Source organism: Moorena producens 3L, assembly GCF_000211815.1.
Classification (GTDB): domain Bacteria; phylum Cyanobacteriota; class Cyanobacteriia; order Cyanobacteriales; family Coleofasciculaceae; genus Moorena; species Moorena producens.
On the sequence record NZ_GL890932.1, the window covers coordinates 12,407 to 22,296 of the forward strand.

Sequence of the window (9,890 nt, forward strand, 5' to 3'; positions counted from 1 at the left end):
CATGCCCTAGGGGTGGGTACCGATTCCCGATTCCCAATTCCCGATTCCCGATTCCCGATTCCCGATTCCCGATTCCCGATTCCCGATTCCCGATTGAAGATTTAGTCTTAGAGAATCAATACCTACGAGTAGTGGTAGACCCAGAAACTGGAGATTTGAGTAGTGTCTTCGATCAGGTTAATCAGCGGGAAGTGCTTAGTGGTCCTGGAAATCAGCTACAAGCTTTCGAGGATAGTGGTCAATATTGGGATGCATGGAATATAGACCCAAATTATGCTGACCATCCTTTGCCGAGCACTGAGCTGATCGGGATCGAGTGGGTTGAAACAGGAGTATTGAGTCAGCGTTTGCGAGTGGTGCGTCGGCTGATGCGATCGCAATTTTGTCAGGACTATATCCTCTGTGCTGAATCTCCAGTCCTCAAAATTGCCACTACCGTAGACTGGCAGGAACGCCATGTATTAGTCAAAGCTGCTTTTCCATTAGCCATTGATGCGGATTATGTGTCCTATGAGATGCCTTGTGGGGTAATTCCACGTTCTACTAGACCCCAAACCCCTGCTGAACAAGCTAAATGGGAAGTACCTGCTCTGCGTTGGGCAGACTTGAGTGATCAAACCTATGGTGTCAGTTTGCTGAATGATTGCAAATACGGTTATGATGCCCAGGCGTCCCAATTACGTCTAACATTGCTTCGCTCTCCGACGTGGCCCGATCCTGAAGCTGATCAAGGCATCCACCAATTCACCTATGCTCTTTATCCTCATCAAGGCAATTGGCGTTTTGCAGATACAATTCACCTAGCATACCAGCTTAACTTACCATTTCTAAGTTTACTTTGGTCTCCCCCCAATAGTTCTGTTGTCAGTAATAATGTCAGTAATAATAGTCAACCTTCTTTACCATCAACCGGACAACTATTAAATTTGTCAGCCAAGACTTTAATTTTGATGGCACTTAAACAATCCGAAGATATCCCTGATCAATGGATTCTCAGGTGTTATGAATCTCATGGGGAGTCAGCAAATTTATCCTTAGTAAGTGATTTGGGATTAAAAGTAGTTCACCCAGTTGATTTATTGGAAAGACCCGTTAGTTTATCAGAACCATCACCGGATGGAAAAGTAGTTCAGATAGAGCCTTGGAAAATAAGTAGTTTTGCAGTTAGATTAATAACCTAGAAGGGAGTCGGGAGTCGGGAATCGGGAATCGGGAGTCGGGAGTCCGGAGGTAAGCTATCAGCTATCAGCGTGTCGCGTATCAGCTATCAGTTATCAGCTAAAGGCTGAGGGCTGAGGGCTGAGGGCTGAGGGCTGAGGGCTGACCACTGACCGCTGAATCCTTACCTATTTTCTAATCTGCACTGGCATAATCAAATAGGTCATCTTCAATCCCCCTAGAGGCATAAAAATCACAGGACTATTAGCTTCATTCATCTGCATTTTAATCTCAGAGGTAGAAAGGGCTTTTAAGCCATCAATTAAGTACTTAACATTAAAAGCAATTTCCAAACTATCACCCGATATTTCTACTTCCATTGACTCCCGACCACTACCCAAATCTTTTGCCTCTACCGAGAGGTGAAGCCGCTGGTTAACACTATCGATATTAAACTTGACAATATTATTTTTCTGATCAGCCAACACTGCAATCCGTTCTACTGCACTCAGTAATTGACGGCGATCGAGAATGAGCTGACGCTCAAAGTGTTTGGGAAGCAGCTGATGATAGGAAGGGTACTGTCCTTCCAGAGTTCGGCTTGTTAAAAGCTGTTCTCCTCCTTGACAAACAATCTGACCAGGTTCAAACTGAATCGCAATAATATCTTGAGCTTCAGCCTTAGATACTATCCGCTCCAACTCCCTTAACGCTCTAGCTGGTAAAGTAAATTCTAGGGGGAAATCATGATCATCCAATTCTTGGGTAGCTTCAGTCGTTGCACTTTCCTCTATTGTGCGATTAGTTTCCACAACTGCTAGTCGGTGACCATCGGTAGCAGCAAATTCCAATTTGTCCGACTGTACAGTAAGGTGAACCCCCGTCAACACTTGCTTAGTTTCATCAGAACTGGTGGCAAATAAAGAACCCTGCAATCCAGCCTTTAAGACTTCTACAGGAATATGAACCGCAACGGATGTGTTAACTTCCGGCAGTTCGGGGAATTCCTCAGAACTCATGCCTCGAACCTGATAACGTCCGGTAGCCGAGGTTAAGGTCACAATCAGGCTATCACTGTCTGTTCCTGTCCCATCATCCTCTAGAGTAATTTCCCCTGAAGGTAGACGGGAGACAATATCATTGAGCAGTTTGGCTGGCAGCGTAATTTCCCCTCCTGTCTCAACGTCAGCATTAAAGCTAGTCTGGATACCCACGCTCAGGTCGAAAGCAGTTAGTAGCACCCGCTGATTTTTTTGGTCTGCTTCTAACAAAACATTACCCAGCACAGGATGAGTAGGGCGAGAAGGGACTACCCGACTCACTAGTGAAAGGTTTGTATTGAGGTCACTTTGACTGCAAACCAGTTTCATGATTGGTTTTCTAATGGGGCTTGCTTTAGCAAAAAACTATAGTACTCGATTACTAATCTTTCTACAAAACCACCTCAAAAACCTAAGTATTCAGTGGTCAGTAGTCAGCGGTCAGTGGTCAGTGGTCAGCGGTCAGTGGTCAGCGGTCAGTGGTCAGCGGTCAGCGGTCAGCCTTTAGCTGATAGCTGATAGCTGATAACTGATACCTGATAGCTGATAGCTGATGACTGATAGCTGATGACTGATAGCTGATAACTGATAGCTGATAACTGATAGCTGATAACTGATAACTGATAGCTGATAGCTGATAGCTGATAACTGATAGCTGAATACTAATTGGGCTAGTAATCCATTTGTGGAAAAAGTTGTGGAAAAATTCGGTGATTTTTCCACAGAGCATTTATACTCAGAAGCCAGATATTCCAGCAGTAGACTCGATCATAACATCAAGCTCAAGGGGTTAATTAATAAACTTTAATTAATAAACTTTAGTTAATATAGTGTTTTCTAGGCTAATCAGGTACAGAGTATTTTTTCCCTGTTCCCTATTCCCTATTCCCTATTCCCTATTCCCTATTCCCTATTCCCTAAAAGCCAGGACAAAATTACCTCAAACGTCGCTGATAATTGCTATAAACACGCTTTATTTTTGGTTTTGACTCCTGGCTGTCAGATTTATGCGATCGCTTAACTGAGAAAGTTTCTGAGCTAACTCATCATCTTTTTCCCGCAGCTGAGTTATTTTATCGCAGCTGTACATGACTGTCGTGTGGTCTTTGCCCCCAAATTCTTCCCCAATTCGGGGTAGGCTCAATTCTGTATGCTGCCTCATCAGATACATTCCAATTTGCCTAGCCCAACTAATTTCTCGCCTCCGAGAGCTACTTTTTAAGTCTTCCACTGAAAGATTAAAAGTATCAGATATAGTACTTAAAATCACTTCAGGAGAAGCTTGAATCTTCTTGGTCGGTGGGTTCAAAATCGGTGCAATATTTTCCACATTCATCGCTAACCCCGCAATCGATATATAAGTCACAGCTCTAGTTAAAGCTCCCTCTAATTCTCTAATGTTAGAGGTGTAGCTAGCAGCAATGTACTCAACCACGTCGTGGGGTAGACGTATATTTTCGTCCTCTGCCTTTTTTTGCAAAATAGCCATCCTAGTTTCCAAATCCGGTGGCTGAATATCAGCGATTAGCCCCATAGAAAAGCGAGAACAAAGGCGTTCTTCCAAGCTATTAATCTGATTAGGAGGACGGTCTGATGCCAAGACAATTTGTTTACCAGCTTCGTGCAACGTATTGAAGGTGTGGAAAAACTCTTCCTGAGTATATTCCTTACCTTCAATAAACTGAATATCGTCTACCAAAAGTACCTCTGCTGTCCGATAATGTTCTCGGAAGCTCTGGATACTATCCTCACGAATAGCAGAAATTAAATCATTAGTGAACTGCTCAGTAGAAACATAAAAAATTTTAGAGTCAGGGTTATTATCCAAGCGGTAATGACCAATTGCCTGCATCAAATGAGTTTTGCCTAAACCAACACCACCACAAAGAAACAGAGGGTTAAACTCCCGTCCTGGATACTCCCCTACCGCCAGAGATGCAGCATGAGCCATGCGATTATTAGGACCAACCACAAAGCGAGAGAAAACATGCTTAGGATTTAACTTAGCCCGTCTTGGCTGGTTTTTAAAGGTATTTTCGGAATGATTAGTCGCTACGGGAAATGACCAGGAAAAGTCAGCATCAGCAGTCATTGAGTTATTGTCTCCTGTAGCCGTTATGAAGTTAATTTCCACCGGTTGACCTAAAATATCTTCCACGACATCAGCAATTGTTTTAACGTAATACTTCTGCAACCAATTTCTGGAAAAGGGATTGGGAGTCCGAATCAGCAAGCAATTATTGTCTAGCTGTTGAGCGCTAGTTGTCTTGAGCCAAGTTTCAAAGGTGGGCTGACTCAGTTGTAGTTTGAGACGTTCTAATACCTGAATCCATAGTTCTTCTGGGGAAATTTTCACCGTTTTTATTCTACCGTAGTCAATTGTTTTTAAGCTAGATGTGATCAGCCACAGCCCAGACCAAGGGAATAAAAATACCTTTTCCTATATCCCACCACCCAAAACTGTTTACCAATTTTTAATATATAAAGGTACTGTTTGAGCATTTGATCGAATAAGCTTGACTGATATAGACGTTTGGCTTTTACTATGGTTAGTGAAACACTACAAATTGCTCAGTTAGGCAACCCGATTTTACGCCAGCACAGTCAGGGAGTACATAACTTGCTGGATGAACGCCTTCAACAACTGATTGATCAGCTCATAGCAACTGCTACAGCAGCCAATGGCGTTGGCATTGCAGCACCCCAAGTATCTCAATCCTATCGTTTGTTTATCGTAGCGTCTCGTCCGAATTTGAGGTATCCCCACGCACCCTTGATGGAACCAACGGCTATGATTAATCCTTCCATGATTAGTCACGACACTGACATGGTTAAGGACTGGGAGGGCTGTCTGAGTATTCCCGGAATTCGAGGTTTAGTACCCAGGTATAGTCGAATTGAGGTGGAGTATACTAATCGGTATGGTCAGTATCAGCGGCAACAATTAACAGACTTTGTAGCCAGGATATTTCAGCATGAATATGACCATCTTGAGGGCATTGTATTTTTAGACCGAGTGGAGAGTACCCAAGAGATGATGACTGAGGAGGAATATCAGAAGCAGATTATTGCTAACTTATAGCAGTTGTCAAATCCTTTACTCACTAATTTTAAAATCGCTACAATCTATTGATACTGGACAGTGCGAAGTTCTGTGGTCGGTTGAGTGGTTGAATTACCCCTAAGAAAAGAACACCCCGATCGCGCCTAGGGACGAGAATGTTCCAAACTGGCTGAATCAGAAAAACTCAGCCAGTTTGATTATGGCTCTATATCGTCGAGTCGAGCAAATCTTAGTTGAACTGCGCCCTATGTTTGCAGGTTTTGCCACCTTCGAGTGGTTTGTGTTGCTGCTATGGGGAGTGATCTGATTAGAAAACCTAACACTGAAAACTCCGTCACAAAGCGAGGGGAGATGAAAGTGACTAGCGACTAAAGTCGCCTAGTTTACACTTTTATAGCGCCAGAGTATACTGGAGATATGAGTACAGGCTGAAAAACCGTTCGCGTAGCGTGGCCTTTGGCCTTGGCGCAACCGGAACAGAGATCCGCCACTGCATGACCTTAAAGTAGTAATGCTCGGAGGGCAGGGAAAATCCTCCTTAAAAACCCAATCGTTAATTAACCGTTAACGTGTGAACCCAGAAGAATCACATTTTGAGAAAAAAAACGGTACGGTGGGGCACACCGGAACCAGGTGAACAGGAAGGAAACGGACTTTTTAAGGCACTTCCCTACAAGTAGCCAAACGTCTAAGGAGAATCGCCCTCTGGGTCTGTCGTAAATTGACTGAGAACTTGGTCTTGACGGGTTTTTGGTTAAGCACTGTCCTATTTTTAACGGCGTTAAAGATAGGAATACGGCGGTTTAAGGCGGCTCGTTGATCTAGGAATCCCCGCTCTTTCAAGACGGGGAGTGTCAAACACCCTGTTCATTGTAGAAATCGATAATTAGGACACTAGTAATTCTTATGCTATAATTGGAATATTTATCACATGGATGTGTCCTTAAAACCTGTAGAGTGGGTTGGCAGTTCCTTGGAAGATTTGAAAAAATTTCCCTCAGAAGTTCAGCAAGTGATGGGTTATGCCTTGTACTTAGCTCAATGTGGAGACAAACATCCCGCTGCTAAACCCCTCAAAGGATTCAAAGGTGCTGGTGTACTCGAAGTTATTGACAACTTTGATGGAGACACTTATCGGGGTGTATACACCGTAAAACTCCAAGGTGTAGTGTATGTTCTGCATACATTTCAAAAGAAATCAAAGCAAGGTATCGCCACACCCAAGCAAGAGCTGGAATTAATTGAAGCCAGGTTAAAAAGAGCCAGAGAACATTACTCACAACATTACACTCACGAGTAGAGGTAGTAATTATGGTCAAAGAAATTGAAGTACAAGCTAGTAGTGGTAATGTGTTTGCCGATTTAGGTTTAGAAAACTCTGACGAATTAATCGTTAAAGCAGAACTGGCTCGTAAGATTAGTAGTATTATTGCCAACCAGGGTATGACACAAGCTGCGGCGGCAAAGGTTTTAGGAGTAGATCAGCCTAAAGTGTCCGCACTTATCAATGGTAAGTTGGCGGGTTTTTCAATTGTGCGGCTGTTTCGCTTCTTAAACGCTTTGGGTCAAGATGTGGAAATTGTGGTCAAAACCAAACCATTATCTCACCCTGTGGCTCGAACACTAGTGTCGTGAACTAGCTGATGCTGAAGTAGAGTTATTCAGATAGTTGTCCTAATAAAGATGTACGTAACTATCTCAGCTATCAGCCTTTGACCTTGGCTGATAGCTGAGATAGTTAACTGTACTACATCCGCTCCAGTACCTGAATTCCGAGTAAATACAATCCCAGTTTCAGAGTTCTAGCAGTCAAATCACATAGCAGCAGACGGGATGTCCGCTTGGGTTCTTCGGCTTTCAGTACAGGGCATTGGTCATAGAATTGATTAAACTTCTGGCTCAGTTCAAACAAGTACTGACAAAGACGATTCGGCATCAATTCTTTCTCAACTTCACCAAGGACCTCACTCAGTTGCAATAACTTCTTCCCTAGCACCAATTCTGCGTCTTCTTGCAACAAAATTTTGGCATCGGTTCCCAGTTGCTCAAAATCAATCTCCCCTTTGCGGCTAATTCCCTGAATGCGGACATAGGCATAAAGCATATATGGTGCCGTATTGCCCTGGAGTGCCAACATCTTATCAAAGCTGAATATATAGTTGCTGGTACGATTTTGACTAAGGTCAGCATACTTAACTGCACTCATGCCTACGACTTTGGCAACATGCTCTTTAAATTCCTCAGTTTCCTCCCGACCTTCTTGCTTCAGTCTCGATTCTAAATCAGCACCAGATCGTGCGATCGCTTCATCCAACAAATCCCGCAACCGCACTGTTTCCCCAGACCGCGTTTTCAGCTTTTTGCCATCTTCCCCCAGAACCAAACCAAAAGGAACATGAACGACTTCAACATTTTCTGGAAGAATACCAGTCCGCCGAGCCACCTGAAATACCTGCGCAAAATGATTTGCTTGTCCGGAATCAGTAACATATATAATCCTTTGAGCCTGGTCTTGCTCAGTCCGGTAGCGCAGTGCAGCTAAGTCAGTGGTGGCATAGTTATAGCCCCCATCAGATTTTTGCACAATCAACGGCAGAGGCTCACCATCTTTATTTGTAAACCCCTCAAGGAAAACACATTTCGCTCCCGAGTCTTCCACTAACAAGCCAGACTTGTCTAAATAGTCCACCACCTCTGGCAGCAAGGTATTGTAAAACGATTCCCCCCTTTCGGTGAGCTGAATATCCAGCAAATCGTAGATAATCTGAAACTCCCGCCGAGATTGGTCACACAGTAGTTGCCAAGCACGGCGGCTATCGGCTGCACCAGATTGGAGTTTAACAACTTCGAGTCTAGATGCTTCCCGAAATTCCTCATCTGCATCAAACCGTTGTTTAGCTTGCCGATAAAGGGTAACTAAATCTCCCAAATCCAGGGCATCAGCTGTAGTCAAAGCACTTGGGTAAGCTTCCCTAAGATAAGTGATCAACATCCCAAATTGGGTTCCCCAATCTCCCACATGATTCAAGCGCAGTACATTTTGACCCCGAAATTCTAAGATCCGGGCAATCGAATCCCCAATAATCGTTGAACGTAGATGTCCCACATGCATCTCTTTAGCAATATTGGGAGAAGAAAAATCAACAATGACCTGTCGAGGGGCTGGAGCGACTGCTACTCCTAGACGTGGGTCAGTGTGAATCTCCCTTAGCCGTTCTTCCAAGTAAGCAGGTTTTAAGCTCAAATTAATGAAGCCTGGACCAGCAATAGTCGGGCTCTGACATATCTCAGCCACATCTATATACTGCAACAAAGATTCTGCGATCGCTCTTGGCGGCTGTTTCAAACGTTTGCTCAAAGCCAAGGCCACATTAGACTGATAGTCACCAAATTTGGGATTGCTGGCAGGTACCATCATTGGATCTACCCCTGCCACGTCAGAACCGAAGGCAGCAGTTAAGGCTTGAGTGAATTGAAGTCTAAGTTGTTCAACAATGGATTTCATGGTGCCAGTGCAAAGGGCTCTTCACTAATCTTGCCTCTGAATGGTAACAGCCACTACTTACGGATTAATCCTAGACCTAACCGGACAATTACTATAACTCCAGGTGAATTTCCCGTTTCACTGGGAAGCATCGGAGTAGTTATCCCAAACTGCACTTAAGGGATCCAGCGCTGCCCTGGTTTCCCCCACTTGCGCTTTGCATCAAGACAACGACCAACCGACACGCCCCTGTTGAGGTATGTATCTAAATCTACAAATAGTTACTGAATAATTCTCCCAACTCCCGACTCCCGACTGTCTCGGTGCACTTACAGTCGTCGTATTAAATTCGCGACGGGTCGCACTGCTCCCGACCTAAATCTAAAGAAGCTACCCCTGTGACCTGAGAGCTTACCCCTCTTCCCTTGGTCAGAGCTCGTAAACGGATTCAAAAAAAAATTTTTTAATTCTAAAACCCTTGTCATGCCTAGGTTTCAAGAATTTATTCCCAACAAAGTTTCGGGTTTAGGTTGACAAACCCTTTTTTACCCTGTAAATTAGTAAATGGCGATGAGGAAAGCCAAGCGCACCGCACCGCCCCGAACCAAGAAAAATCTATAGTTTGAGAGCCAATATACGGTCGCTACTCGTCAAGAAATTTTCAAGTTAGTCTGACCTAATTATAGGACAGATTAGCTAAAACTAAAACCTAAAATTCCGAACTGGTTCGAAGTTAACTGTTTAAGTTGACTAAGGGTCAGGGAAAGAAAAAAAACTGAGTACCATGGAGAGTTTGATCCTGGCTCAGGATGAACGCTGGCGGTATGCTTAACACATGCAAGTCGAACGCCCCTTCGGGGGAGTGGCGGACGGGTGAGTAACGCGTGAGAATCTGCCTTCGGGTCGGGGACAACCACCGGAAACAGTGGCTAATACCGGATGTGCCGAGAGGTAAAAGATTTATTGCCAGAAGAGGAGCTCGCGTCTGATTAGCTAGTTGGTAGGGTAAAGGCCTACCAAGGCAACGATCAGTAGCTGGTCTGAGAGGATGAGCAGCCACACTGGGACTGAGACACGGCCCAGACTCCTACGGGAGGCAGCGAGTGGGATTTCCGCAATGGGCGAAGCCTGACGGAGCAATACC

8 protein-coding genes and 1 rRNA gene are annotated in these 9,890 nt (G+C 44.3%); 6 read left to right on the forward strand and 3 right to left on the reverse strand.

Annotated elements, in window-relative coordinates; all coding sequences use genetic code 11:
- Positions 1-1,181 (forward strand): glycoside hydrolase family 38 C-terminal domain-containing protein (locus LYNGBM3L_RS18330; RefSeq protein WP_193374710.1); only part of this gene is annotated, 1,181 nt, incomplete at its 5' end.
- A 165-nt stretch (positions 1,182-1,346) separates the two neighbouring features.
- Here LYNGBM3L_RS18330 and dnaN read toward each other — a convergent pair.
- Positions 1,347-2,528, reverse strand: coding sequence for a DNA polymerase III subunit beta (gene dnaN / locus LYNGBM3L_RS18335; protein WP_008186326.1), 1,182 nt, complete (start codon positions 2,526-2,528; stop codon positions 1,347-1,349).
- Between dnaN and LYNGBM3L_RS43855 the strand changes: the two genes are divergently transcribed.
- Positions 2,527-2,706, forward strand: coding sequence for a hypothetical protein (locus LYNGBM3L_RS43855; RefSeq protein ID WP_008186328.1), 180 nt, complete (start codon positions 2,527-2,529; stop codon positions 2,704-2,706). The two genes, dnaN and LYNGBM3L_RS43855, sit on opposite strands and share 2 nt — an antisense overlap.
- Before the next feature lie 465 nt (positions 2,707-3,171).
- On the opposite strand, the gene dnaA is transcribed toward LYNGBM3L_RS43855, so the two are convergent.
- Positions 3,172-4,554, reverse strand: a complete 1,383-nt coding sequence (gene dnaA, locus LYNGBM3L_RS18350) for a chromosomal replication initiator protein DnaA (protein ID WP_008186331.1) — start codon at positions 4,552-4,554, stop codon at positions 3,172-3,174.
- Between the two features lie 189 nt (positions 4,555-4,743).
- Between dnaA and def the strand changes: the two genes are divergently transcribed.
- The 3 genes from def to LYNGBM3L_RS18365 all read left to right on the forward strand — a co-directional run bounded on the left by def (position 4,744) and on the right by LYNGBM3L_RS18365 (position 6,897).
- On the forward strand, positions 4,744-5,280 hold the full coding sequence (gene def, locus LYNGBM3L_RS18355; protein ID WP_008186333.1) for a peptide deformylase: 537 nt from the start codon (positions 4,744-4,746) through the stop codon (positions 5,278-5,280).
- A gap of 913 nt (positions 5,281-6,193) precedes the next feature.
- The gene (locus LYNGBM3L_RS18360; protein WP_008186335.1) at positions 6,194-6,562 is read left to right on the forward strand and encodes a type II toxin-antitoxin system RelE/ParE family toxin; all 369 of its coding nucleotides are present in this window, start codon (positions 6,194-6,196) and stop codon (positions 6,560-6,562) included.
- A gap of 11 nt (positions 6,563-6,573) precedes the next feature.
- Positions 6,574-6,897, forward strand: coding sequence for a helix-turn-helix domain-containing protein (locus tag LYNGBM3L_RS18365; protein WP_008186337.1), 324 nt, complete (start codon positions 6,574-6,576; stop codon positions 6,895-6,897).
- 112 nt (positions 6,898-7,009) lie between these two features.
- Here LYNGBM3L_RS18365 and argS read toward each other — a convergent pair whose 3' ends face one another.
- Positions 7,010-8,767, reverse strand: a complete 1,758-nt coding sequence (gene argS, locus LYNGBM3L_RS18370) for an arginine--tRNA ligase (protein WP_008186340.1) — start codon at positions 8,765-8,767, stop codon at positions 7,010-7,012.
- 760 nt (positions 8,768-9,527) lie between these two features.
- On the opposite strand from argS, the gene LYNGBM3L_RS18375 reads away from it, so the two are divergent.
- Positions 9,528-9,890 (forward strand): 16S ribosomal RNA (locus LYNGBM3L_RS18375); the annotation flags it as partial.